This is a genomic window from Paenibacillus tundrae (assembly GCF_030812775.1).
GTDB classification, from domain to species: Bacteria; Bacillota; Bacilli; order Paenibacillales; family Paenibacillaceae; genus Paenibacillus; species Paenibacillus tundrae_A.
On the sequence record NZ_JAUSTI010000012.1, the window covers coordinates 82,432 to 108,886 of the forward strand.

Consider the following 26,455-nt stretch of genomic DNA (forward strand, 5'->3'; position numbering starts at 1 on the left):
AACTAAAAATGCATCTATTGTTTGTGATTATTTGCACAAAGTTTTATCTTCAGCCAAGATACAATTAGATCAGGGCAGTGAAGCTATAAAAAAACTCAGGCATGAACTGAAGAACGTTCCATTCAAAATGAGAAGCAAAGGAGAGAATGGCGATGGCGGTCAAAACACCTCTTGAGGTTGCACAATACACGGTGCAGAGCGGGATCAAGAAGGCTCATAATCCTGTTTTATCTGTACTTATCCTTGGCTTTATGGCAGGGGCGTTTATATCTCTAGGATTTCTGCTAAATATTCGGGTAGTTGCCTCTGCTCCGGCAGAGTGGGGAAGCCTGGTGAACCTAATCGGTGCGTCTGTCTTCCCATTAGGTCTTATTCTGGTGCTTATCGGCGGCGGAGAGCTACTGACTGGCAATATGATGGCTGTACCTCTAGCCACAATCGCACGTAAACTATCGGTGGGCAGCATGCTCAAGAACCTGACTTTGGTGACGATTGGGAACTTTCTAGGCGCGATCTTCGTGGCGTATGCGTTTGGTCATGTGTTAGGGCTAACGAGTGAGGGCGTATATCTAGCGAAGGTTGTGGATATGGCGGGGCATAAGCTACATGACGGATTCCTGCAAGCCTTCATCTCCGGCATTGGTTGCAACTGGTTGGTCGCTTTGGCGGTGTGGTTGTGCTATGCAGCAGATACGATGAGTGGTAAAGTACTCGGTATTTGGTTCCCGACGATGGCCTTTGTCGCGATTGGATTCCAGCACGTTGTCGCGAATATGTTCTTAATTCCTGCTGCGATCTTCGAAGGGCATTATTCGTGGACACAATACATCATGAACTTCATACCGGTATGGCTTGGTAATCTGACGGGTGGTGCTCTGTTTGTCGCGGCAGCCTACTATATGGTGTACCTTCGTAAAAGCGAGTCGGAAGTCAAGCCGGAGTTAAAAATGGCAACTGAGCCTGAAGCTAGACCGATGCTGAGCAAACAGGCGTAACGATTATATCCAGGAAGGTTTCAGACATGCCCTTAGCGCAGACGATCTTGTCTCGTTCTAAATCACGGTGAGCAACCCCGTGACAGAGCGGAAACGAGATCGTTTTTTCATGTTTAATATTGTCGGTGAGGCAGAGTTAAGGTTATTTTGTCAACGAAGTGACAGCTGTAAATAATCATCAGTTTAGTTCTATATAATATATAAAATGAATTAACATTTACACCAGAACGTAGAGGGCAGAAATAACAAGAAGAAGCGGAGCGTTCGCCTTTATCGCCGGATTTTCCCATTGGAAAAGGGAATCAAAAAAATCTGGGGATAACAGCGATCGGAAGGTTATTCTGCCGTCGGAGTGTGAGTGTAAATGCTCGTTAGTTTAATTTATATAAATACACAAAATAAATTCGCCATGACAAGGTTCGGGGGAACGAAACCTGTTCATGGCGAATTTCGGGAGTGGTCCATGATATGGCATGAGGAGGAAGTGGGGAAACACTAGCCTAATGCCTTGTTTTTTATTTACCCCTGAATCTGGAGAATGAATCAAAAGCAAAAAACTTTTTTTGCAAAATAATGGCGTCCTGTGTAGATGTGAAAATGAACTGTTCTCTTTACGGTAACGCATTAGAGAAGATATGATAGAGAGATAGCTTTTACAGGGGAGGAACTTCAACATGATTAATCAGGAGAATGGTGTATTTCCGGCAGTTTGTCCACTCGATTGCCCCGATACATGCGGTCTGCTGTTACATAAAGAGAACGGAAAAATTGTAAAGGTCGTGGGAAACCCCGATCATCCAATCACCAAGGGCGCTATCTGCAACAAAGTTAGAAATATGACCGAGCGTGTGTACCACCCTGAGCGGCTTCAATATCCGATGAGACGGGTTGGCGCCAAGGGTGAAGGCAAGTTCGAACAGATCAGCTGGGACGAAGCAATTGGCGAGATTACTTCCAAATTCAGTTCCATTGCGGAGACGTACGGATCAGAGAGCATTCTGCCGTACAGCTTCTATGGTAATATGGGCATTCTCGGCGTTGACGGTATGGATCGACGGTTCTTCAACGCACTTGGAGCGAGTATGCTGGAGCAGACGATCTGTAATGCGGCGGGCAATACCGGCTGGAAATATACCATGGGTGCTAATCAAGGGACAATCCCAGAGGATACCGAGCATGCGGATCTCATCATCGTATGGGGAGGCAACATTGTCAGTACGAATATGCATCAGGTTGTACTCGCAGAGAAAGCTCGCAAGAAGGGCGCTCAGATCGTCGTGATCGACGTACACCGCAACCGTACCGCTCAATGGGGAGATTGGTTTATCCCGCTCTACCCAGGTACAGACAGTGCATTGGCACTGGGAATCATGCATGTGTTGTTTGAACGTGGGATGGCGAATGAAGATTTTATGCAAAAGTATACCGTAGGACATGACGCACTACGTGATCATGTTCAAAGTTATACCCCAGAGCGTGTAGCACGCATTACCGGCGTGCCGGAAGCTGACATCGTGAAGCTGGCTGAGCTATACGGCAAGGCGAACGCAGCGCATATTCATATCGGCAATGGCCTCCAGCATCATGATCATGGAGGGATGAGTGTGCGCAGCATATCATGTCTGCCTGCGATCACTGGCCACTGGTTGCAGCGCGGCGGCGGCGCAGTCCGCACGAATAGCTATGCGAGCACCAATAGCGATGCATTGGAGCGTCCGGATCTGCGGCACAATCCAGAGCCGCGAGTAGTGAACATGAACCGGATTGGTGAAGCGCTGCTCGAAGCAGAGCAGCCAATCCGAGCGATGTTAGTGTATTGCAGCAACCCACTGGTTGTTGCACCGGATTCCGAGCGGGTGGAGCGAGGTTTTGCAAGAGAAGATTTATTCACGGTTGTACACGATCTATTCATGACGGATACGGCCAAATACGCAGATATTGTGCTGCCTGCGAAGTCTTCGTTTGAAGCAACAGACCTATACACCTCCTACTGGCATCAGTACGTTCATATACAGGAGCCTGTCATCGCACCGATTGGGGAGAGTAAGAGCAATGTAGAGTTGTTCTCCTTACTTGGACAGGCGATGGGGTACGATCCTGAGATCTTTGGTGAGAAGCCAGAACAGATGATTGAGGCAGCACTCCAGAATACAGACAACCCATATATGAACGGGGTAACGCTGGAGGCACTTCAGGAGCAGCGGTTTGTTAAGCTGGATATGACGCCATATGATTCTTACTTGGACCGTTTGCCAACGCCATCTGGGAAGATTGAATTGTACTCCGAAACGATGGAGCAGCGTGGATTGCCACCCCTGCCTACGTACCGCACTTCCTTGGAAGGTTATGATGGAGAGCGACCTGCCAGTGTTACGGATGAATATCCGCTGATGTTTGTATCTCCGCCGAATCATAACTTCTTGAACTCGTCATTTGCGAATACGCAGAAGCATCAACGTCTGGAGAAGATGCCTATGCTACAGATTCATCCAGAGGATGCCGCACGTCGAAACGTGGAAGAGGGCGACACGGTGCTCGTGTGGAACGAACGTGGACAGATTGAGCTTACAGCGAAAATTACCGAAGCAATGCTCCCAGGAACGGTCATTAGCCAAGGCTTGTGGTGGGATGACGAAGGGAAGAAACAGCGCGTCAATAAGCTGACGTCCAATCGTCTGTCTGATATGGGGAATGGAGCGACATTCTTCTCTGCCACTGTTGAAGTGAAGCGTCAGGTTGGTGTATGAAGGAGCATGAACGAACATTATGAGATGGCTGGATTCCTATCCTAAGGAAGTAAAAGTGTTTTTGCTGGCAAGTCTGGTCAACGCGACAGGCAGTGCCCTGATGTGGCCGCTGACAACGATGTATGTGTTTGACGAGTTAGGTCGGACGATGGCTAACGCCGGATTTGTCATCCTGATTCAATCTCTGGGCGGTATTTTTGGACAATTGCTTGGCGGCTCACTGTACCACAGAGTAGGCGTCAAAAAGTTGATTATCGGATCGCTGGCACTGAACGCTTTAGGACTGTTTGCTCTACCGTGGATCAGTGCATATTGGGTTGTATTTATTTGTGCAATGGGCTGGATTGGCTTATTTAGTTCCTTGTCGCTACCTGCGATTCAAGCGTTTATCGGTTTTCGGTTCGCAGAGCGACGTGGTGAACTGTTCAACATTATTTATGTGGCGAACAACATTGGTGTGGCGATTGGTACAGCGCTTAGTGGATTTCTGGCGGACTTTTCGTATCACCTCAGCTTCATATTGAACGGGGTAACCTCGGTGGGCTTTGCGATATTCTTCTGGTATTATCTATCGCGACTTGAACCGGAGCAAGGGGAAGTACATCTGACCAAACGCCAGACGGAGACCAGTGGTGCAAGTGTATGGGCACTGCTAGGCAATACGAGGCTATATCTGTTTATGAGTCTAGGTGTGTTGTTCCTGTTATTTGGTAACTCGATCTGGAATACAGGGGTATCGCCCTACATTATTTCAGAAGGTATGGAGAAAAGAATGTATGGGCTGCTCTGGACCCTGAACGGGGTGCTGATCTTTGTAGGACAGCCCTTCACGACGTGGATTAAACGTACGATGGCGCGTACCTCCAATGCGCAGATGACGGCTAGTGCCGTATTCTACGGCATGGCATACCTGGTGATGATCACAATGTATAACTATCCCGGTATGGTTCTGGCGATGGTGCTTGCAACCTTCGGCGAAATGCTGATCTCCCCGGCAACGCCGGCATTTATATCCGAGCACGCTGGACGAGCAGCGCCCTTCTATATTGGGGTGTCCGGCGGTATCGGTGCAATTGGTCGGGTCATTGGTCCGTATGCGATGGGGGTCATGTATGACAAGCAGGGATTGATTCCTGTAGCCTGGCTTGCAACTGCAATGGCAGGTGTAGCGATCGTTGGTTTCCTACTGCACGCGGCACTGAATCGGCACCGTGAGGTGAAGGAATATGGAATAGACGGCTAAAATAAATGATTGACAAAATTTTGTTTATATGCTATAATTTACACATGTAAATATCCCGTATATAATAAGATTCTCCTGGCCAGGGGGAATCTTATTTTTTTGTGGGAGGAACACGATATGAAGCATGGACAGGTAAGTATAACTTCATTAGTGTCAGCGTTTAGTCGAGCGTATCACAGTCAGTATGATGTACCTTGTATTTTCAATGATAGTCTGGCTAAGGAATTACTATCACCTCAGGAGCATTCAGAGATTCGGAATAATATGATCCAAGGGATGTCTTTTTTTGATGCAGAAATGGCGGGCAACATGAAGGATGATCCGGATGTGATTCTGAAATGGATTGTTCAGGTGCAGCTTGCCCCGACACCACTGGCTCGTGCAGCCTACTGCGAGCGGGTTCTGCTTCATGAGGTGACACTCGGAGCTACACAGTATGTCATTCTTGGAGCTGGCTTAGACACGTTTGCGTTCAGGCATAGAGAGCTCAGTACTACGCTTCGCATCTTTGAGTTGGATACCCCGGCTACACAGGAATCGAAACAGAGTCGGTTGGTACAAGCGAATTGGGATGTTCCCGCTAATCTCACTTTTGTACCTATGGATTTCACGCTTCCTCTGTCTGTTCAGGCTATGATGAATGCTGGATTTAGTGATCATCATAAAACCTTCTTCAGCTTGCTTGGCGTATCCTATTACTTGACCAAAGAGGACTTGTCCAACTTGCTTCGGCGTATATTCGCTGTCGTACCTTCGGGAAGCTCTATTGTATTTGATTATCCAGATGAGCATCTGTTTGAAGAGAAGGGGATCTCTAATCGTGTGCAAAATATGATTCAAATGGCTGCAGTAGGCGGGGAGTCGATCCAAGCGTGCTACACATATGCGGAGATGGAGAAGCTGCTGGCTGAGGCTGGTCTGCTCATTTATGAGCACCTCTCTCCAATAGGCATTCAAGAGCAATTTTTCTCGAATCGTACGGATGATCTATCGGCATTTGAGTCGGTACATTATATCCATGCGGTAAAACGATAAATATAGCGTAGGCAAAAGGTATACCCGAATAACCACAAACAGCCTTTCCTCTTTTAACGAAGGAAGGCTGTTTCTTCATTCATTTCGTGCCTTTGAAATTGCAATCAGTACGCTAAATACAGCCCCACCGAACATGATCGTTATATAATCAATTTCATCTAAGGATTTACCCAGTAAGATCATATTGAATACGACGGATAATACATTCCATAAAATAAAAAAGCCCAGAAAGTATTTTAGAAAAACTTTTAATTTCATGTTGATTAGTCTCACATCCACTCATAATATTTAATCCATTTTATACCATTATGGTAAGTGTACTATAGTGTCTCTGTAATCTTCATGTAAAATCACAATATCAACAATTGTCCATCAAACACCCTTATTTGCATCAATCACTGCCATTCGCAACGACCCCCCATATTTATGCATAATGCTCATATAATAGAATAAAAGTAGTTAACAATCAGGGGGATATTCTACATGTACAAGGTCTTGTTGGTTGATGATGAATTTCTGATCTCTGACGGAATTTCCAGTGTCGTGAATTGGTCCCTACTGGGTACGGAGCTTATCGGGATTGCTCACGATGGATTGGAAGCGCTTGCCTTTATTGAACGTCAACGCCCCGACATTATTATCTCGGATATTCGTATGCCAGGTATGGATGGGCTGCAACTGGTTGAAGCGGTGGCGGAGAAATATCGGAATATCTCGTTCATTATGCTCACAGGTTTTACTGAATTTGAGTATGCGAAGACGGCTATGCAGTATGGGGTCAAGCATTACCTGCTCAAACCTTGTAGTGAGGAAAGTCTGGTACAAGCCATCGGAGAGCTAGTCAGTGAGAAGCGTGAACTCAATGATCATGAACACTTTGTGCAGACCATTCAGTACAATTTGGAACGTGTATTGCCACATGCGAAAGAGTATTTTCTGAAGGAACTAGTCACCAACAAGACGTATGGTGTGAAGGAATGGAAGTATTTTGGCGAGCTGTTTAGTGTGCAATTTCTCGGTCAGCGTGTACGTTTGTTACTGGTCGAGATTGAGGGAGAGCATGAGTATCTGCACTTGTTCGCTGTTAAGAACATCGCGGAGGATATTTTTCATAATCCGATATTAAGTACAACGGTTAGAGGGCATCTGCTCGTCATGATGGAAGATACGATGTCCGAAGCACAACTATTTCGGAATATTGATGAGATTCGAGCCACCTTTACCCGGTACTACCGCTATGACTTAACGATGGCGCTAAGTGAGCCGGGTGAACTGCCACAGACGCGCCAATTATATATGCGGACGATTGCGTACCTGAATCATCGCTTTTACCTGGGAGAGGGTAGCCTTATTATGGAGCGTGATGTTACCCCAATTGAGGAGCGAGATGTGCCTGAATTTGAGTATGATCAGGGAAGGCTTGTCACCGCAATTCAAGCAGGACACTGGCAGGATGCGGGAGCGGAGCTGAATCGGATCTTCCAACTGCTCGTTGATCTTCGTTACGATATATCCCAGACCAAATCATACCTGATCCAAATATTCATGGAGATTATTCGGCTCAGCGGAGCTGCAGATATGAAGCGTTACATGGACCGGTTACCTTGCATGATTGAGACGAGTACACTTCATTCCTTCCAGCAGTTCCTGCTGACCGTAGCCAAACAGATTACCCTTCGCCGTTATGAACAGCAACGTTCCAGGCAGTCTCAGATGGTGCAACAGGTGAAGCAGCTTGTACAGAAACGCTATCAGGATGAAACGTTAACCCTCCAGTCCATCGCCGGAGAGATCTACATGAATCCCGATTATATCGGCAAGATGTTTAAGAAAGAAACGGGCGAGAAGTTCACCAATTACGTGCTCACCTACCGGATACAAAAAGCATTGGAGCTACTGGAGCAGGACGGGAATTATACGGTGTCCTTGCTCGCAGAGTATACGGGCTTTGGATCGAACTGGCCTTACTTCAGCAAAGTGTTCAAGAAATATACGGGCTTCTCTCCATCCGAATATAAGAAAGCCATAACCTGACTGTCTTCATGGACAGCAGGTTTTTTTTGTTTTTTTATAGCCGTCCCCGGCTTCGGGGTGCTGAAACCGTAATTTTTATACATGAATTTGTAGAACACGGTTTTGAACATCCATATCTCGGAAATGAGCATGGGAAGAACACCCATCCAAGTTCTATCATTAGGAGTATAGAGGATTTCCACATCAGAATTGGAGGTACAGTGGATGGAGCTGAAGCGAAGTCCGGTGATGGAGCCGGGACATTTGAAGCCAGCTGGCAAATGGGGCTTTGTGAAAAAGGAACTTGTTCGTAACAGGTATGTATATCTCATGCTGCTTCCTGTCGTCGCCTATTATCTGATTTTTAGCTATGGGCCAATGTATGGGCTCCTGATGGCGTTTCAGGAATCGTATAGCCCGGTCAAAGGCATATTGGCAGGAGAATGGGTCGGTTTTGACAATTTCACCATGTTCTTCGAAAGTTATTACTTCTGGAGACTCATTAAGAACACATTGATTCTGAGTTTTTACAGTATTGTATTCGGCTTTCCAGCTCCAATTATACTTGCCTTACTCTTGAATGAAGTACGTAAGAAATGGTTCAGAAGCACAGTGCAAACGGTCAGCTATATGCCGCATTTTATTTCAGTTGTTGTCGTGGTCGGAATGTTGAAAACGTTCTCATCTCTGGACGGCGGGTTGTTTAATGTCATCCGTGGATTCTTCGATCTACAGCCACTGATGTTCTTGGCAGAGAAAGATATGTTCCGTCCGCTCTACATTCTATCGAATATCTGGCAGGGTGCAGGCTGGGCGTCCATTATCTTCTTGGCGGCGCTTAGTGGCATTGATCCCCAGTTGTATGAAGCCGCCAAGATTGACGGTGCAAATCGCTGGCGCCAATTGCTCCATATTACACTACCTGGCATCATGCCAACGATCGTCATCATGCTTATTCTGCGTATGGGCGCGGTCATGAATGCCGATTTTCAGAAAATATTACTCATGCAGACCGCGCCGACTTATGAGACATCGGATGTCATATCAACCTTTGTATACCGTTCCGGTATTCTGGAGGGCAATTATACGTATTCAACAGCCATTGGGCTGTTCAACGGAGTCATTAACTTTGCGCTGCTTATCGCTGCGAATGCAATCAGCAGAAAGCTCAACTCAACCAGTCTCTGGTAATTGGAAGGTGAAGCGATGAAGAGGTCTACAGGTGAACATATCTTTGATGCATTTAATACGCTACTGCTCTTGGTGGTCATGATCCTGTGTTTCTACCCGATGCTGTATGTATTCAACTCTTCGATTAGTGATCCGGATCAGATGTTACGTTCCCGCTCACTCATGCTCTGGCCCGAAGGCTTTCAGTTGGAAGCGTACAAAGCGGTATTTCAGGATACCCGTATCTACACGGGTTATATGAACACGCTCTTCTACGTGGTGGTGGGAACAGCAATCAACTTGCTGATGACCTCACTTGCGGCATATGGGTTATCCCGTAGTGATCTGCTGGGTAGAAAAACACTGATGAAGCTGATTACCTTCACGATGTTTTTCGGTGGGGGCATGATTCCGACGTTCCTACTCATTCAAAATCTGGGGATGGTGGACACGCGCTTTGCCCTGATTATCCCTGGAGCGATCAGCACATTCTATTTTCTCATTATGAAAACAAACTTCGAAGGCATCCCGATCAGTCTGATCGAATCCGCGAAGCTGGATGGCGCCAATGATTTCTTGATTCTATTCCGCATTGTGCTGCCTTTATCGAAGCCGATTCTAGCGGTTATGATGCTGTACTACGCCGTGGATCACTGGAATGATTACGTGGGGCCGATGCTCTATCTGCGGAGTCAAGAGCTGTACCCGATCCAGATTATTATGCGTGACATCTTGATTAGCAGCAGCACGGAAGCGATGGGGGCAGGTGTGGATACAGGCTTTGCGATCGGCGAGAACATCAAATATGCCACCATTATTATTTCGACACTTCCGATTATGCTGGTGTATCCGTTTATCCAACGTTATTTTGTTCAGGGTGCCTTAATCGGCGCTGTGAAACAATAAATCAAAATCATGGAGGCGAATTACGTGAAAAAAAGAATGGGGTCTATTCTATTGTCATCTCTACTCACCATGTCCTTATTGGCTGGATGCACTGGAGGAGCGAGTGAGCCAAGTGCTACAGAGCCCGAAGAAGGGACGGAGCCTGCGGTTCAAGCACTGACTGAGATTCCGCTACCGATTACAAACGAACCCTTCACGATTAATTATTGGCGCGCCAATGATGCCAAGCTCACGGCTTCAATGAACAACTTTGCAGATATGGCATCGTACAAGGAGAAGGCGAAGCGAACAGGCATTGAGGCGAAATTTACACATCCTCCACTGGGACAGCAGAAAGATCAATTTAACCTGCTCATCTCTACCAAAGAATTACCTGACGTGATCTACTATAACTGGGCTGACGCCGTTGGCGGACCGGAGAAAATGATCAAGGATGGCCGAATTATTCGTTTGAATGAGCTAATCGATAGCTATGCACCTAACCTGAAACGCATCATTGAATCCGATCCGGATGTGAAGAAGCAGATTGCCCTTGATGATGGAACGATCTATATGTTCCCACTGCTCAAGCTGGATGCACTCAAGCTGAATGCAACCTCTGGTTTGATTATCCGCCAAGACTGGCTCGATAAGTTGAACCTGCAGGCTCCGACGAATATTGATGAGTGGTATACGGTGCTTAAGGCGTTCAAGGAACAAGATCCGAATGGCAACGGGAAACAAGATGAATTACCCTTCACAGGTAACTGGGGACCAGGTAACCTGACCAAGCTGCATGACTTTGCTACTGCCTTTGGCGTTATTGGCGGCTTCCAGATGAATGGAGACAAGGTCGAGTTTGGCCCGATCCAACCAGGATATCGCGATTTCTTGGAAACGATGGCGAAGTGGTATAAGGAAGGTCTGATTGACCCTGAGATTATGACCAATGATGGTAAGGCGTTCGACTACAAGGTTACCAACAATCTGGCAGGTGCTTATCAGGGCGGTGTATTTAGCGGGATGGGGAAATATTTTAACCTCATGAGAGATACCGATCCGAACTTCGATGTAACAGGTGCGCCATGGCCACAGTCTCCAGATGGAACAGCCTATGCGACGTTTAACATGGAAAATAAAGTTCTGAGTTATGGTGAAGCCATCACATCTTCCGCAGATGAAGATAAACTGAAATATATCGTCCAATGGATGGACTATAACTACAGTGAAGAGGGCAGTGATCTGTTCAACTTCGGGATTGAGAACGAGAGTTATGTGAAAGAAGGCGATGGCGTCAAATTCACCGATGTCATTTTGAATAATCCGAATGGTCTGACATATGACCAGGCGCTGGCTTCGTATGCACTATCCATTATGGATGGCCCAATCAATCAAGACAGCCGTTACCTGGATGCACTATTGTTCGATGAAGGCCAACGAGCAGCGAATACGGAATGGATGAAAGCCAGCTCAGCACTGACACTTCCTCCAATTCGTTTAACTACCGATGAGGCTAGCACAAGCACGTCCATTATGAGCCAGGTGAATACGTATCTGAATGAGACGATGACGGCTATCATTAGCGGACAGAAGCCAATTACGGAATTTGACACCATGGCTGAAACGATCAAGAGTATGGGCATTGACCGTGCCATCGAGATTCATCAAGCTGCGTATGACCGATATAATGCAAAATAGTAGGCAAGGAATGTTCGGCAAGCCGCATATGCTATATAAGTTCAATTAAACTTTTTACACGAGAACGGAGAGGACAGAAATAACGTGAAGAAGCGGAGCGTTCGCCTTTATCACCGGATTTTCCCTTTGAAGAAGGGAATCAAAAAAATCTGGGGATAACAGCGGTCGGAAGGTTATTCTGTCATCGGAGTGGTAAGTGTAAACCTTCTTTAGTTGAAGCTATATAGACGGATCTGAACATGTACACACGAACGAAAAGGGAGATTCGTGTATCATCCAAGCGTTGAATGCTGCTAGACGAGCGGGGCGCTAAAAAGATATAGGAGAATTTTCCTGCATGTGATATATCTAGTAGAGGTTGTATAACACGCACTAGTAAAATCACGTGGTTCAAAGGAGCGCTTGTGTCATGATAGCCTACCGCAAACTAAGTATCAAAATGAAAATGTTCCTAATGATCATGTTCATGATGGCATTTATTATCACGCTGGCTTTCAGTTCCTTGTACTATACGTATTCCGTCTATGATAAACAGTTATTCGATAAGTCTTCCCGGCTGCTGAATCTCTCGTCCTCTACGGTTGATCTTGAATTGCAGAAGTTGGAAGCGTTATCACTGAATATGATCTCGGATATGCAAATCCAGCGGGCATTAAAATCATTGTTAGATGATGACACGGCGTACTCCAGTTTTATTGAGCGTAAGAAGATTACAGATCGGCTATGGGAACACATTAGTGGGGCTGCACGTTACGTGCAGTCCGTTCATTTAATTGATTCGCAGGGAAGAGTGAATAAGTATGGTGAGGCGATCACCGTATCTGAGGAAAAGTATGATCGCATGATTGCTGCTGCTGAGCATGCAAATGGTGCTGTTAGGTGGCTGTATCCAGATGATGATGACCCGATGCTGGTGATGGTTCGGCAGGTACGAGCTTATGATCCGATGACGCTCAAGCCTGTAGGCATTTTGTTTCTACGGATTAACATCGAACGTCTTGTGAAGGAATACGCAGGATTGGATAGCCAGAATAGTGATATTGTTCTGAAGGCAGGAGACGACGTAGTTTATCCTTATCGGCAGCTCCAGAACGCAGTATCCGAAGGGCTGAAGCCATTGCCGGGCAGTGGTGGTTATGAGATCAAAAACCTGGATGGAAGGGCAGTATTTCTAGCGCAAAAGAAATCGTCCTATACCGGCTGGGTCTACTATAACATGGCCTCCTATCATGAGATTTTTGAGCGAATCATATGGCTCAAAAATGCACTAATCGTCGTTTATGTTATAGCTATTGTAATCGTACTGACCCTAGGGATGGTATTTGCACGCAGCTTAACGAGACCAATTAGACAGCTCATTGGACAGATGAAAGAGGTTCAGTATGGTGATCTCGACAATATCGATAATGCCAATCTCACTGTGCCAACGCATCATCACATGGATGAGATCGGGTTATTGCACCGTACATATCGGTTGATGATTACCCACATCAATACACTGATTAAAGAGAATTATGCGAGCCAACTGGTCATTAAGGAAACGGAGTTTAAGGCGTTGCAGGCTCAGATTAATCCACACTTTCTGTACAATGCTCTGGACTCTATCCATTGGCTTGCCAAAAAGCATAAGCAGGAGCAGATCTCCAGTATGGTGCTGTCGCTAGGTTATTTATTACGCACGTCAATCAGCTTCAAGCAAAATGTCATTACCTTGGCGGAAGAGCTGGAGATCATCAATCATTACGTTACGATTCAGAAATATCGTTTTCAGCACCGACTGGATTTTCATCTGGATGTGCCACAGTCCTACTTAGGCTGTGCTATTCCCAAGTTGACGTTACAGCCGTTACTGGAGAATGCGATCCAATATGGGCTGGAGCCGCAGGTAGGCACCTGTCAGATTCGTGTGTATGCGGAACTGTCAGCAGGGAAGCTGCTACTTATCGTTGAAGATCACGGGCCAGGCATGGAACCGGAATTCCTGGAGAAGGTGCTTCGCGGTGAAGTGAAGACCCGAGGTACAGGAATTGGTCTGATGAACATCAGAGAGCGGCTACGACTGGCTTTTGGTGATGATTATGACATCAAGCTGGAGAGCAACCCGGGATGTGGAACCAAGGTGATGGTTCCCTTACCGCTGCCGAAGGAGGAGAAGCTGTGGGAAGATTACTGCGAACAATAGGCATCATCTGCCTGACGGCAGCTCTGCTCGGTTGTGTGCCCCAAGTTGCTCAACGGCCTGGGATGGTGATTGAAGAAGAACCCATTACGCTACGTATTGCCTGGTGGGGTGGAGATTTCCGTAACAATGCTACGATTGAGGTTATCAACCAATATGAACAATTGAATCCGCATGTAAATATCGAATATGAATACAGCAGTTTCAACGAATACTGGCGGAAATTGGCTCCGCTGGCGGCAGGAAACACACTGCCAGATATTATTCAAATGGACATTTCGTATTTGGCACAGTATAGCTCACTACAGCTCTTGGAGGATCTGACTCCATATATGCAGCGTGGGCTGCTGGATACGAAGGACGTGGACAAACAGCAGTTGGATAGTGGCCGCATCGATGGCAATGTCTATGGATTGAGTCTGGGTGTGAATGCGCTGATGAGCATGTATGATCCAGAAGTGTTGCAGGCGAATGGCATTGAGTTCCCGACAGATGCATGGACGTGGGACGATTTTGATCAGATGGGCAAGCATATTCAGGGAAGAGGCATCTATCTTGGAACCCATCTTACCCCAGAGCAGTTTTTCGCGTATTACTTGAGGCAACATGGTGCGAAGCTTTACGCGGAGGATGGGGCACGTCTCGGTTATGAGGATGACGCGTTATTTGTTGAATACTTTGGACTAATGCAGCGACTCGCGCAGGATAAACTCATCTTTGCCCCAGACATTTGGACCTCCGATATCGGTAAGCCAGACAATGATCCTTTTTATTTTGGAGAGGCGCTGTTTAGCTGGGGATATTCCAATCAATTTATTAGTACAATAGAGCATTATGGTAAGCCGCTGTCTATTGCTCCAATGCCAGGGCCTAATAATGCGGAGGGACTGTTTTTAAAGCCCGGCATGTTCTTCTCCATTGCAAATAATTCCAGGCAGAAGGAAGAGGCAGCGAAGTTTATTAGCTTTTTCGTGAATGATCTGGATGCCAATCTGCTGCTCAAAGGGGAGCGAGGTGTGCCCGTTTCGACTAGTGTGCGGGAGCAGATGAGAATGATCGTTGAACCGGAGCAAGCACAAGTATTTGATTATATAGACTGGGTCGCAGACCATAGCAGTCCAATGGATGCTCCGGATCCTGTAGGGAGCTCCGAAGTCACTGCCGTGCTGCGTGAGCTGTATGATCTGCTGTTATTTGGCAAGTTAACGGCAGAGGATGCAGCGCAGCAATTTCGTGAACGTGCCAACGCCATTTTGGCGAGAAGTGAAACCTAGCCATCTAATCATGATAAGGTCATTCTGTCATCAGAGTGGCAAGTGTAACTATTCTTTATTTCAATTTATATAGCATAACCTTCATTCTGCATGGATGAGGGTTTTTGTTATGGAATGGTGGATATTTCCTCTAGTATAATTAAACGGGGTAGTCATGCTGCCAATAGATCGGAATTTCGAAGATTAGAAGTTTGGAAGATGTTATCCATATATCAACCGATGAGGAGTGTCAGGACATGTCCATACATCACATGGGTCAAAAGATTGCTTTTGCAGATATCAAAACGAGGTTGCCTCACGAAAGCTGGATGTATACACAGAATGAAGCGCATGACGGTGAATTCGATGCCGAGGAAGTATGGTTACATTCCGGTGATCTTCATATCCCTGAGCTGTTGCTGGATGAGGGGCCTTTTTTGATTATGGTGGAGGGAAATCTGATCGTTGATCGTTATATTGGAAACACCGAATCCGACGCGGCCGCTTCTAACCTGGTTGTGCTTGGTGATCTTACAACGCCTTATATGCTCGTAGGAGGGCAGGAAATATATATTACAGGTCATCTTTATGTGGAGGATATGTTCTGGGGAGATTACAACCATGGAGAGTTGACGGTGAGAGGTAACGTAGAAGGTGGACTGCTAGTAAGTACAGAGCAATATGGAATTCAGGTTCAAGGACAGCGTAAAGTGAAGCGTCAGCTCCAAGAGTGGGAGGATCTCGGGCCATGGCAAGGCTTTGACATGCTGAAGTTATTTGTTCCTGAGTGTGTCATTGACGAAGATACAGAAGAGCCGTTTCTATGGCGAGAAGAGATGATAAAGAGACTTCAGCAGGGACAACCTGTCATTCATCGAGAGTATATTCAGGCCGCTGGAGTAGAACCGGATGTACCGGATTGGTTCGAAGATCATCGAGTTAGCGCTGAGAACATACAGCGTCTTACGCATCCTTCATTATTGCCTGTAAAGGAGGACGATGAGTTGCTGAACAGCTATGAGTTTTGGCTTGGTGAACAGTTTTGCCGAGCATCCGTCTATGGGGATGAGCATACGGAGGGTTACTTCCGAAGCTTGTATTTTCAGGACGAACATGGCTGTGCATTGTTGCTCAAAATAGAGCCAGTAGACCAAGCTTCAGGCTCTCCTAAAGAACTTGCCGAGCAAGCGGAAAAACCTGCCTGGAAGATCTCAGGCGCATATCGTTATGTGAACCGTGAAAACTCCGAATGGAGCGTATTTACGGAAAAATCACCTTCGGATATTCAGAAGTTAAGCAACCACGGATGGGACACCTTATTGCAGTCTGTATCGAATTATCAGTATGCCCGCACCTTAATTACGTCGCAACGTATTCGTGATTTATTAGCGTTGCCTATTGTGGAGCCATATGACGATTATTATGATGATGACCGGCATGGGCTATGGATTGGAGACTTCTACTATGCATTTCGACAAGCAGGTCAGATGTGTGATGGTATTCCCCAGCCAGCTATGCTGCGTATTGGAAGAGAGTATGTGGACATAGAAGGGGAGACACGGGTCGAGAAGTACTACTATACCTTGCACCAGCACGTGGATGGGTCTGAGAGTGTATTGATCGAATATTCGGCTCAAGAAGACGAAGATGATGATGAGGAGCCGCTGACGATTGAGCTTCATTATGCAGGTGGATCTCAATTATTGCATGCCGTTCAATTGCTGGAACGTGGACGCAAAGAGATCATTCAAGCTAATGAGGATTTATTGAATGGGGAGCTGCCGTACGGTGTGGATTCTTTTGCGAAGCGATATTGGAAATCCAAAGGATATCTGAAATAAAAGAGCTACACCTTAAAACAAGACGCCCAGACAGGATATTGCACCTGACCGAGCGTCTTTGTTTGATCATTTCTATAGAAGAGTAGAGCACGCGAAAGAGAGAGGTGGGCAGTTGAGTGGACGCCAACATGTGGAATCATTTAATTCAATTAAAATTGGAAAAAGAGGTTGAAATCGCTACCAACTCAGACTATAATAAAAATGTCGAAACGTTTCAATATGCTGTTTATAAGCTTAATTAACGATTTTCTATATTTAGAAAAAGCAAAAGATATGATATTTATACGTATAATATAACGATGGTAGAATGGTAAGAAAGAGCTTATATATCTTAGTCCCATAGGGTTTTCGGAGCAAAAGTAGAGCATTTTTTCGGAAAGTGTTCGAAACGTTTCGAATTGGTATAAAAGCACACTCAGTTAGAGCCGAAGTACCTCACAATCGTAGAAAGTTATTAGTTATGGTGGTTGTCACAACCCTTTACAGTATAAAATGTAGCTATACAAAACGAACTTGATAGTTACACGAGAACGGAGAGGACAGAAATAACGTGAAGAAGCGAAGCGTTCGCCTTTATCCCCGGATTTTCCCTTTAGAGAAGGGAGTTCAAAAAATCTGGGGATAACAGCGATCGGAAGGTTGTTCTGTCAGCGGAGTGGTAAGAGTAACGTTCTTAACTTCGTTTTAACAAGAGAAATTTGGTCAATGTAGAAGGAGCGAACGTAGAATGGCGACGATTAAGGATGTGGCAAAGCTAGCAGGCGTAGCGCTCTCGACAGCTTCCTATGCGTTAAACGGGGATAGCAAAGTGAGTGCGAAAACGAAGAGTAAGGTGCTTGAAGCAGCACGTGAACTGAATTACCGCAAAAATGGCTTTGCCATGGACCTGAAGCGGAGCCGGACGAATACGATCGCTTTGATTTTGACGGACTTGTCTGGTCCGTATTATTCGGAACTGATTCGGAGTGTGCAAGATGTAGCGCTCGCTAACGGATATGACCTGATTGCATGTAGCTCTATGGGTGAGCGTGATTCCACAGCCGTTCGATTTTTGCGTGAAAAAAGAGTAGACGGTGCGATTATACTTGCACATAACATCCATGATGATATTTTGGTAGAGTCAGCCGGGTCGCGTTTTCCGATCATTGTGATGGATCGTCACCTCTCAGGGGATCATCTGGTGAACGTCCTGGTGGACGGGGAACAGGGTGGCTATCTCGCTACGCGTCATCTGATCCAGGAAGGGCATCGCACGATTGCTTATATTAGTGGACCGTCCAACTCGTATGACAATGCCTTAAGATATCAAGGATATCTTAGAGCCATGCAGGAGGCTGGACTTGAGGAACGTTCGAAGTGGAAGCTAAGTGGCAGTTTTGTGCGTGAAGGTGGATATAGTGCAACCAAAATGATGATGCTGCAAGGTGAGCTTCCATCGGCTGTTTTTTATGGTAATGATGAGATGGCGATTGGTGGTTTGAAGGCATTCGAGGAAAGCGGTATATCTGTTCCGAATGACATTTCAGTCGTTGGTTTTGATGACATTCAGTTGTCGGAATACGTTCATCCTCCGCTTACGACAATCCGTCAGCCTAAGCATGAAGCAGGATCACTGGCAGGACATCTGTTATTCCAGATGCTGAACGGTGAAGCTGTGAATCCATCATATACGCTAACGATTGATATGGTGGTACGACGTTCCGTGCGGTCTGTTCAATCAAGTACTGACACACAACCCATACAGCCTGCCTAACAATCGGCGGTAAATGCTCGTAATGGCGTGGCTTTGGAACATATAAGCAAGATATGGCTAAAAATGATTCATAAGTGCGTAGTGAATAAAGGGGTTCATCGTCGGGATCAGGCTTAACATGCTCGATCCTTAGGGAATCCCTATTCTTTTTCAGACAATTCGAAACGTTTCGAATTTGAGTTTATACTACATCAAGGAGTGGATAAGATGACAACGATGACTAATGAATCGATCCGGCTGACTGCTGGGGAACTGACATTTACCTTTTTGAATAGTGGAGATCTGTATCAGGCGACTTCCGGCACAACGATGCTGAACCAGTTGCTTAGCAATCCAATTGATGGATCACTGAATAACCTGTACCTGCGGGTGTTTGAGGGTAGCAACATTCATGCCGTTCCATTGCTGGGAGCGCGCTCGAATAGCAAAGTCGTGAAGAGTAAGTCCTTGCCAAGCAACCAGTTAATCTGGGAGGGCGCCGTACCACTGGATGGTAAACAACAAGAGATTGGTTATCAGGTCATATTTACGGCTACTGCACAGGGGATCTGGTTCTGGGATGTGAAGCTCCATGGGCAACATAACCACGTGGATGTCGTTTACGGACAAGACGTAGGTCTTGCTGATCCAGGCGCAGTACGGAGCAACGAGGCGTATCTGTCACAATATATCGATCACACCGTATTTGAAGATGCAACTAAAGGTTATGTGGTGTGTTCCCGTCAGAATCAGCCTCAGGGCGGCGCATTCCCATATATGCAGCAAGGTTCACTGACCAAAGCAGTAGGTTACTCCACGGACGGATTCCAGTTCTTCGGTCTGTCTTACAAAGAAACCGATAAGCCCGAGGGCTTAAGTTATCCAACGCTCGCTAATGAGACGTATCAGTACGAATTTGCTTACACGGCGTTACAGTCGGAAGCCTTGAAACTGGATGGAGAAGCGCAAGTTATCTTCTACGGACTCGCGAAGCCAGATCATCCTACAGGCATCTCTGCCCTGGAATTTGGGGATGAAGTAGCGGCAGCTTGGAATAAGGTTCAGGCAGAAACTGTCCAGCTTGGCGAGACATTGGAACAAGTAAAACGGTCTGCACGCCTTGGCGAGCCGCTGGTGACGGTTGATCTAACGGAAGAGGAGATTAATCATTTGTTCCCTGATCGGCATCAGGAAGAACGCAGCGGTGACTCCCTACTTTCCTTCTTCACAGGTAGTTACGAGCATATTGTTTTAAAAGCAAAAGAGTTGCTCGTAGAGCGTCCGCATGGCCATATCCTGATGAGCGGTGGCAATGTGCAGCTCGGAGCACAAGTTATTACGACAACGTCGTATATGTACGGTATCTTCAACTCCCAGCTTGTCATTGGGAATACGAATTTTAATAAAATGATCAGCAATGCCCGCAATGCGCTGAACGTGCCGAAAACAGCCGGACAACGGATCTATGTGGAGCTGGATGGGGTCTATCGTTTACTGACCATGCCATCGCTGTTCGAAATTGGCTTCAATTATGTACGCTGGATGTACAAAACCGAATCGGATACATTCATCATTACAAACTACACGGGTACAAATACAACCGAAGTACGTATGGATGTGCGTTCAACGAGTGGTCAAGCGTACCGCTATCTGGTAACGAGCCAAGTAACGATGAATGTGAATGAATATGAGTATCCGCTACATATGAAGCAGGATGGCAATACGTTGATCTTCACAGCAGACTCACAGGCGATTAGCGCAGGGACTTACCCTGACTTGCAATATCGGATGACGGTGGAAGGCGCTACCTTTAACGTGGGTGACGAATCCTTGCTGGCAAGTGGTGTACGCAGTGGTAGTGCATCTCTGGTTACGCTTAGTCTGGAGGAAAGTGCTGAGTGGAGGCTAACCATCCAAGGGATACTTGAAGGTCAAGCAGAGGGTTCAGTAGTAACGCTTGATTCGAGCCTGACGTTTGAAGAAGAAGTTCAGGCGTATCGTGAATTTTTTGCGGGTGTTATGAATGGTTTCCGCCTATCGCGCGGTGAAGGTCAGAATGCAGAAGATCTTTTCAAAGTAAATGCACTCGCATGGTGGTACACGCACAATATGCTGGTTCATTACTCTGTGCCTCACGGATTGGAGCAATATGGCGGAGCAGCATGGGGTACGCGGGATGTATGCCAAGGACCTGTTGAGTATTTCATGGCAACGCAAAAATATGAGCAGGTAGCTGATATCATCAAAATGGTCTATACCCACCAGTATGAAGATGATGGTAACTGGCCGCAGTGGTTCATGTTTGATAAATATTTTGCCATTCAACAGGAAGAGAGTCATGGCGATATCATCGTATGGCCGCTCAAAGTACTTGCAGACTATCTGACCGCGACTCGTGATTATGCGATCTTGGATGAGAAGGTGCCGTATACCGTTAAGCATAGCTTCGGATTCACAGAAGAGACAGCAACGGTACTGGATCATGCCAAAAAAGAAATTGAATATATCCGTGCCAACTTCCTGCACGATACATTCCTATCTTCCTACGGTGATGGCGACTGGGATGATACGCTCCAGCCTGCGAATGCACAGCTCAAGCAATACATGGTGAGCAGTTGGACAGTTGCCCTAACTTATCAGTCCGTGAATGTGCTCTCCCAAGCACTGCAATCCAAGGATACGGAATTTGCACAGGAGCTTGAAGTGCTGGCACAAGGCATTCGTGAGGACTTTAACCGTTACATGTTAGGTACAGATGTCATTCCGGGGTTTGTATACATGGAGAAAGCAGATCAAGCGAAGTTGATGCTGCATCCATCAGATACAGAAACAGGTATTCAGTATCGTCTGCTGCCTATGACGCGCAGTATGATTGGTGAATTGCTGAATGCGGAGCAGGCTGAAACACACTATGCACTTATCCGTGAGCAGTTCCTATGCCCAGATGGTGTACGTCTGATGAATCGTCCGGCTCAATATGCAGGCGGTGTAAGTACACACTTCAAACGGGCAGAGCAGGCGTCCAACTTCGGACGCGAGATTGGTCTGCAGTATGTGCATGCGCATATTCGTTACGTGGAAGCTATGGCGAAGCTGGGCAAGACGGATCAGGTATGGAATGGTCTGGCGATGATTAACCCGATCGGCATCAATGAGGTTGTCCCAAATGCGGAGATCCGCCAAGCGAATGCCTACTTCAGTAGTTCTGACGGCAAATTCAATACCCGTTATGAGGCACAGAAGCATTTTGACCAGTTGCGTAAAGGAACTGTACAGGTGAAGGGTGGATGGAGAATCTACTCCAGCGGCCCTGGAATCTACATGAACCAACTGATCTCGAACGCGCTTGGCATCCGTCAGGAAAGTGGAGATCTGGTGATTGACCCTGTATTGCCAGCAGAGCTGGACGGTATGCAGTTCGAATTCGAGTATGCGGGTGAACCGGTGACATTTATCTACCACTTGAGTACAGGTGCAGTTAACCGTGTGACGGTGAATGGCCAGGAGATCCATGCGGAAAGCACGATTAATCGTTATCGCCAGGGCGGCGTCTGCATCTCGCAGGAGGCGTTCAAACAAGCACGTGGTGCTGCAGAGCGTACAGTTATTGATATTTATATGTAATGTGTAATCAGGAGAGAGACAAATAATATACAATCTTGTTGGTACTCTCTTCTGTCCCCTATACACTAAAAAAAGAAGCTCTACCTTGATCAGTGGAAGTCAGTCTATCCATTTACAAGGGGGGGGCTTCTTTTCTTTATATATGAGGATGGAAATCAAATGGAACTTTATGAGGTTTTCCACTGCCTATCGCAGTGGGACGGCTAGCACGGTATGCAATAACTCATTGTAACGGATATGCTTCGTCACATACCCATGACTCTCCAGCCAACCGCACAGTTCATTGAGTAAGGGGAAGTGGCGCTCTCGAACAGCGCGTAGCCACTCTTCCTCTCCGGTGGTCTTAACTTGATCCGTAAATGCATTCCGGTGGTTAGCGTCTGTGAACATAAGGTCAGTAAGGCAGATGCGTCCCCGCGAGGTTAACACCCGCTGTATTTCCTCCAGTGCTAGTAGTTGCTGATCTGGGCTTAGATGATGGAAGGCGAAGCTGGACACAACAAAATCAAAGGAATCTCCCTCAAAAGGTAGCGCCAGAAAATTGCCGAGCTTTACATGCATATCAGGATATTTGTGGCGACAGGTACGCAGCATCTCCCGTGATTGATCAATTGCCGTCATATCCGCACCTCGCTGTAACAGCCTTCCAGCCAAGTTGCCTGTCCCGGTTCCGATGTCCAATCCCTTTTCCCCAAGGATGGGCGAGATCCAATCAGCGGTCTGTTCAAGGGCTTCATCATAGTTCTGGTATAGTTCGAGTTGTTCAGATTTGACGTGTTCAGAATTCGCTCTGTTCGTAGCCTGCACTCTCTCATCATGGATGGCGGCCTGTGTATCGTAGTTCCAGCGGTCATGCCAATTCTGCCTCGCTTCGCGCAAGCGGCGTGAGCTGTCTGCAAGCACATGAAGGTGACTGACTTCCAGTGGTCCGTCCTGACGATTCAGATCTATCATGCGCTGGGTGGTATCCAGCATGCGTTTGAGTTCAATCCACTGGGCGTACATAACGGCTTGTTGCAGCTCTAGGTATTCTTCCAGCCGTTGCTGGTTACCTTGGTCAATCTCCCCAATGGCGTGCGCGATATCCTCAAGCGACATGCCGATCTCACGAAGTGCGGCGATGGTCTGTAAGCGCCATATATCATTCTCCGTGTAACTTCGGTATCCGTTGCCCGTCTGTTTCGCAGGGGATATCAATCCTTTTTCCTCATAAAAACGAATTGCCCTCGCAGATATACCAAGCCTGTCTGCTGCCTCCTTGATGTTCATCCTGCTGCACCTCCTTCTACTTTCAGTATAAACCATGACGTTACGTTAAGGTTAAGCATTACTTTTAGATTATGGTATGTCATCTAACTCTGGAGGGAGCAGAGTGCGGCGACTTTTCGTTTCAGTTCAGTAGTTTTGTGCATTCGCAAAATTTTAGTCCAGTCTGAGGCTATGCTACAATATAGAACAACGTAGTCTTTACCGCTCATCCATTGATTCGTGAGATTTCTCTTGAAAGGATGAGTTGCAAGACTAGACCGTGAAACGAACAAACTTATCTCTATGGGAACGCTGCAATCCGCAGCGATATATTATTGCATGAAAGGTTGCGCGATTATGTTAACAAGCCATACCTATACGATTCGACCATCCGAGATCCAAGATACCCGTCAACTGATGGATTTGGATGCGCTGGTGTGGGACAAAAACACTTCACCTGCACCGTTTCAATGGCGATCCAGACAGCAATATCTACAGCACTGTCCTCCGGGTAGCCAGTTACTCGCAGTACAGGGTGAACGTGTGTGTGGTTATGTCGGTTTTCACCCAGCGACAGCAATGCCTGTTAATCAGCACGTGTATGAGATTAATATTGCAGTTCATCCCCATGATCGCCGCTGTGGGATCGCGACAGCGTTGATGGATGCGATGAAGCAGCATGCGCGTGAGCAGGGAATTAGGAAGCTGCGGTTACGCGTTTTATCGTGTAATCCGGGGGCTATTGCTTTTTATACACAATGTGGCTTCTTAACCGAAGGTAGATTAGTGTCTGAATTTTATATTGACGGGAAATATGTAGATGATATTCTGATGAGTTATTTCATCGAAGCATAAGCGCGAAGGAGGAATAACGATGGATATGGGACTTCAAGGGAAGAAGGCACTTGTACTGGCGTCGAGTCAAGGGTTAGGCAAAGCGGTGGCAGCTCAACTGGCAGCAGAAGGCGCGGATGTGATGCTTGCAAGCCGGAACGAAGAGAAGCTGATGACAGTTAAGGAAGAACTGCTTGCGGCTGGTGGGGGCGGACGAGTTGAATTTTGTGTAACCGATGTGACACGTAAGGAAGATATCGATGCGCTGATCCGCAAGACAGGTGAGTTATTTGGTCGAATTGATATTCTGGTGAATAATTCAGGCGGGCCGCCCTCAGGTACGTTTGAATCGTTGACTGATGAAGACTGGGAGCATGCATTTGAATTAAATGTACTCAGTTATGTGAGAGTAATCCGTGGTGTTCTTCCCTATATGAAGGAGAGCGGCGGCCATATCGTAAACATCGCCTCTACCTCAGTGAAGCAGCCGATTCCAGGGCTAATTCTATCGAACACCTTCCGTACAGGTGTGTTTGGTATGGCGAAGACGTTATCACAGGAATTAGCGCCGTATGGCATTCTGATTAATACCGTATCCCCAGGCCGAATTGGCACAGATCGGATACGTGATCTGGATGCTGCGCGGGCAGAGCAGAACGGAATCAGTATTGAAGAAGTAGGCGAGCAATTCCGTAAGGAAATACCACTGGGGCGCTACGGACAACCGGAGGAGTTTGCTAAGGCGGTTGTGTTCCTTCTATCTGGTGCCAATACGTATATTACAGGAGCTTCCCTCGTAGTAGACGGCGGTATGGTGCGAGCGCTCTAGTATAGGTCTGAGTCAGGCGTTAGATATAATGGGAATGCTTACTCAAAAAGTATAATAGTGAAACCCCTCTATACCCGATATATCGGAATAGAGGGGGTTCATTGAGTTTTAGATTATATTTTGCTGTCTCGGTGTAGAGTCATGTTGGTTCCATCCATATCATAACTCCCTATAGAAGTAGAGGTCTATGAGACGGAGTCGTATGTACTTCATTTAGCGCAACAGTTCCCATTCATGCTGTAACATGCCATACACAGCGTGGTTCACGTAGCCTTTAGGCAGCTTCTCTGCTTGTCGAATGACACCCTCTAGCACGAATCCAAGTCGCTCTGGAATAGCCCGGCTACGTTTGTTATTGGTGGCCGAACGAATCTCCACTCGGTTCAGATCCAATGTCACAAGTGCATAATCCACGAGCACACGGCACGCACTGGTCATCAATCCTTGTCCCTCGTAACCTTTTCCAAGCCAGTATCCAATGCTTACGGAGCGATTTGTCCAATTAATTTCATGGAAGCCAATGATGCCTGCAAGCTCGCCCTTTAACCATACACCTGCGGTAAATCCACCATTTTCAGCACCTTGCTTCAAGGCATTGGTAATAAAGTTTGAGGTATGCTCGATTTCGGTCACATGATCCACCCATGGTAGCCAGTGTCTTAATTGATCCCGTGAACGATCGGTAAGTTCAAATAATGGCTTCGTGTGCTCCATCGAGAGAGGGCGTAGTTCGGTATATTCATCCAATGAATAGGTAAACATGAGTGCAACCTTCTTTCTTAGTCAATTTAGGGTTTTAACGGGACTTAGGGGGCAGTTTGCGTTCTAATGCAAACAGATCCTCTTCCAGCGAGGCCATGCGTTGATTCGCCGTGGTGCGTGCGTCAGTGACGGCCTGATTATATATGTAGGGAGCGAGCTGGGTCATGAACAGATCCAGTACACCCCAAGCTGCCAAATCGCCCAGTTCTTCGCCGCGTTCCTCTTCGAAATACGACTGGATGGTGCGTATGGCGTCATCCTGCTGTTCTTTGGTCAGTTTTAGCGTGTTCAATTGGGAAACCCTCCCTTAAATTCTGGTTTTACTACCATGCTACATGATTCGTGCGCACCCGTCAAAATGGTTATA

At 46.7% G+C, this 26,455-nt stretch carries 18 protein-coding genes; 15 read left to right on the plus strand and 3 right to left on the minus strand.

The window, feature by feature from the left end:
- Positions 1-152: 152 nt before the first annotated feature.
- The 13 genes from J2T19_RS19915 to J2T19_RS19975 all read left to right on the plus strand — a co-directional run bounded on the left by J2T19_RS19915 (position 153) and on the right by J2T19_RS19975 (position 22,415).
- Positions 153-995: a formate/nitrite transporter family protein gene (locus J2T19_RS19915; RefSeq protein WP_307218806.1), complete on the plus strand. Its 843-nt coding sequence runs from the start codon at positions 153-155 to the stop codon at positions 993-995.
- A 674-nt stretch (positions 996-1,669) separates the two neighbouring features.
- Positions 1,670-3,742 (plus strand): molybdopterin-containing oxidoreductase family protein, encoded by a 2,073-nt coding sequence (locus tag J2T19_RS19920; protein WP_307218808.1) that lies wholly within the window; start codon positions 1,670-1,672, stop codon positions 3,740-3,742.
- A 19-nt stretch (positions 3,743-3,761) separates the two neighbouring features.
- Entirely contained in the window at positions 3,762-4,985 is a 1,224-nt protein-coding gene (locus tag J2T19_RS19925; protein WP_307218810.1) for an MFS transporter, read from the plus strand.
- A 117-nt stretch (positions 4,986-5,102) separates the two neighbouring features.
- Positions 5,103-6,020, plus strand: a complete 918-nt coding sequence (locus J2T19_RS19930) for a class I SAM-dependent methyltransferase (RefSeq protein WP_307218812.1) — start codon at positions 5,103-5,105, stop codon at positions 6,018-6,020.
- 483 nt (positions 6,021-6,503) lie between these two features.
- Entirely contained in the window at positions 6,504-8,054 is a 1,551-nt protein-coding gene (locus tag J2T19_RS19935; RefSeq protein ID WP_307218814.1) for a response regulator, read from the plus strand.
- Positions 8,055-8,282: 228 nt separating this feature from the next.
- Entirely contained in the window at positions 8,283-9,224 is a 942-nt protein-coding gene (locus J2T19_RS19940; RefSeq protein ID WP_251383546.1) for an ABC transporter permease, read from the plus strand.
- Between the two features lie 15 nt (positions 9,225-9,239).
- On the plus strand, positions 9,240-10,109 hold the full coding sequence (locus J2T19_RS19945) for a carbohydrate ABC transporter permease (protein ID WP_056702053.1): 870 nt from the start codon (positions 9,240-9,242) through the stop codon (positions 10,107-10,109).
- Between the two features lie 24 nt (positions 10,110-10,133).
- A complete protein-coding gene (locus J2T19_RS19950) occupies positions 10,134-11,786 on the plus strand; it encodes a type 2 periplasmic-binding domain-containing protein (protein ID WP_307218816.1) in 1,653 nt (550 codons plus the stop codon).
- A 409-nt stretch (positions 11,787-12,195) separates the two neighbouring features.
- Entirely contained in the window at positions 12,196-13,968 is a 1,773-nt protein-coding gene (locus J2T19_RS19955; protein WP_307218818.1) for a sensor histidine kinase, read from the plus strand.
- Positions 13,944-15,239 (plus strand): ABC transporter substrate-binding protein, encoded by a 1,296-nt coding sequence (locus J2T19_RS19960; RefSeq protein ID WP_307218820.1) that lies wholly within the window; start codon positions 13,944-13,946, stop codon positions 15,237-15,239. Before J2T19_RS19955 ends, J2T19_RS19960 begins: the two co-directional genes overlap by 25 nt.
- A 236-nt stretch (positions 15,240-15,475) precedes the next feature.
- The gene (locus J2T19_RS19965; protein ID WP_307218822.1) at positions 15,476-17,059 is read left to right on the plus strand and encodes a hypothetical protein; all 1,584 of its coding nucleotides are present in this window, start codon (positions 15,476-15,478) and stop codon (positions 17,057-17,059) included.
- Positions 17,060-17,786: 727 nt separating this feature from the next.
- Positions 17,787-18,812 (plus strand): LacI family DNA-binding transcriptional regulator, encoded by a 1,026-nt coding sequence (locus J2T19_RS19970; protein ID WP_307218824.1) that lies wholly within the window; start codon positions 17,787-17,789, stop codon positions 18,810-18,812.
- A 207-nt stretch (positions 18,813-19,019) separates the two neighbouring features.
- Positions 19,020-22,415 (plus strand): GH36-type glycosyl hydrolase domain-containing protein, encoded by a 3,396-nt coding sequence (locus J2T19_RS19975; protein WP_307218827.1) that lies wholly within the window; start codon positions 19,020-19,022, stop codon positions 22,413-22,415.
- Between the two features lie 186 nt (positions 22,416-22,601).
- Here J2T19_RS19975 and J2T19_RS19980 read toward each other — a convergent pair whose 3' ends face one another.
- Positions 22,602-23,684 carry a MerR family transcriptional regulator gene (locus tag J2T19_RS19980; protein ID WP_307218829.1) on the minus strand — a complete coding sequence of 361 codons (1,083 nt, stop codon included), beginning with the start codon at positions 23,682-23,684 and terminating at the stop codon, positions 22,602-22,604.
- A gap of 336 nt (positions 23,685-24,020) precedes the next feature.
- Between J2T19_RS19980 and J2T19_RS19985 the strand changes: the two genes are divergently transcribed.
- Together J2T19_RS19985 and J2T19_RS19990 are read left to right on the plus strand one after the other, a co-directional pair.
- The gene (locus J2T19_RS19985; protein WP_307218831.1) at positions 24,021-24,518 is read left to right on the plus strand and encodes a GNAT family N-acetyltransferase; all 498 of its coding nucleotides are present in this window, start codon (positions 24,021-24,023) and stop codon (positions 24,516-24,518) included.
- 19 nt (positions 24,519-24,537) lie between these two features.
- Positions 24,538-25,326: an SDR family oxidoreductase gene (locus J2T19_RS19990; protein ID WP_307218834.1), complete on the plus strand. Its 789-nt coding sequence runs from the start codon at positions 24,538-24,540 to the stop codon at positions 25,324-25,326.
- Positions 25,327-25,539: 213 nt separating this feature from the next.
- On the opposite strand, the gene J2T19_RS19995 is transcribed toward J2T19_RS19990, so the two are convergent.
- Positions 25,540-26,088 (minus strand): GNAT family N-acetyltransferase, encoded by a 549-nt coding sequence (locus J2T19_RS19995; protein WP_056702081.1) that lies wholly within the window; start codon positions 26,086-26,088, stop codon positions 25,540-25,542.
- Between the two features lie 34 nt (positions 26,089-26,122).
- On the minus strand, positions 26,123-26,380 hold the full coding sequence (locus tag J2T19_RS20000; RefSeq protein WP_307218837.1) for a DUF2164 domain-containing protein: 258 nt from the start codon (positions 26,378-26,380) through the stop codon (positions 26,123-26,125).
- Positions 26,381-26,455 lie beyond the last annotated feature (75 nt).